1 protein-coding gene and 1 pseudogene are annotated in these 1,322 nt (G+C 70.2%); both read left to right on the top strand.

The features are described from left to right. Positions 1–465, top strand: a pseudogene (locus ACFWWU_RS37270) (DUF58 domain-containing protein); the annotation flags it as partial. 183 nt (positions 466–648) lie between these two features. Beyond that, the coding region (locus ACFWWU_RS37265) for an aquaporin (protein WP_384153651.1) at positions 649–1,322 on the top strand (674 nt) is incomplete at its 3' end.

Here is a 1,322-nt window from a genome sequence, read left to right as displayed (position 1 = left end):
AGGCTCCGCGGACGAGTTCACGGCGCCAGCGGTCCGGCGCTCCTCGCCCGCATGGTCGACACGATGGCGGGCATCGAGGCCGAACTGATCGAGGCCGACTGGGCCGCCGTTCCGGCGCAGGTGCGCCGCATCACGAGTCGCCACGCGCTCGTGGTGCTGCTGACCGCCGCCGATTCACCCGGAACCGCACGTGGCCTCCTCTCCGTGCTCCCGCAATTGACCTCCCGGCACACCGTGGTCGTGGCTTCGGTCGCCGACCCGGCGCTCATCGACGCCGCGCGCGGGCGCGACGACCTCGAGCAGGTCTACACCGCCGCCGCCGCCGAACGGGGCCTGCTCGACGGCGAACGCGTCGGCGCCGCCGTACGGCGACTCGGCGGCCTGACCGTGACCGCGGCTCCGCACGAGCTCCCACCCGCCCTCGCCGACCTCTACCTGGAACTGAAGGCGACCGGCAGGCTCTGATTCGCCGCGTGACGTCGTGGTACGCAGCATGTCCGCGCATGACACGGCGTGGCATCGATCCCCAGCGGATTCACAACATTCGCGCGCAGATCCCTCCCAGCGGACCGGGCGGTCGATAGGTTCGCTTCAGGCGCCAGGGGGTTGGTGCCGATTCCGTCTTGTCTCCCCTACGAAAGGACCCCCGTGTCTGACGCGACAACGGCCGTCGAGGCTCCCTCGACCGCCCAGAAGCTCACCGCCGAGTTCATCGGCACCTTCATCCTCGTCTTCGGTGTCATCGGCACCGTGCTGTTCGCGGCCGGTTTCAACGGCGGCGAAGGCGGCCTGAACGTCGGATTCCTCGGCGTCTCGCTCGCCCTCGGCCTCACGGTCGTGGTCGGCGCATACGCATTCGGCCCGGTCTCGGGCGGGCACTTCAACCCCGCCGTGAGCATCGGCCTCGCCGTCGCCGGCAAGTTCTCGTGGAAGGCGGTCGGCCCGTACATCGCGGTCCAGATCCTCGGCGGCATCCTCGCGACGACCGTGCTCCTCGGCATCCTCTCCGCCGGCCCGCTGTTCGACATCGCCAAGTTCACGGGCGCCTCGACCGGCTACGACGAGCTCTCCCCCGGTGGCTACGGCCTCGGATCGGTGTTCCTCATCGAGACCGTCGCGACCGCGATCTTCCTGCTCGTGATCCTCGGCGTCACGAGCACCCGCGCGGCCGTCGGCTTCGCCCCGCTCGCGATCGGCCTCACGCTGACCCTGCTCGCGCTCATCGCGATCCCCGTGTCGAACGCCTCGTTCAACCCGGCCCGCTCGATCGCCACCGCGCTCTACGGCGGCGGCATCGCATGGAGCCAGCTCTGGGTGTCGAT

The organism is Streptomyces sp. NPDC058650 (assembly GCF_042717315.1).
In the GTDB taxonomy this organism is placed as follows: Bacteria; Actinomycetota; Actinomycetes; order Streptomycetales; family Streptomycetaceae; genus Streptomyces.
Note: the sequence above shows the minus strand (reverse complement) of the source record. Positions and strands in the feature narration are given on the sequence as shown.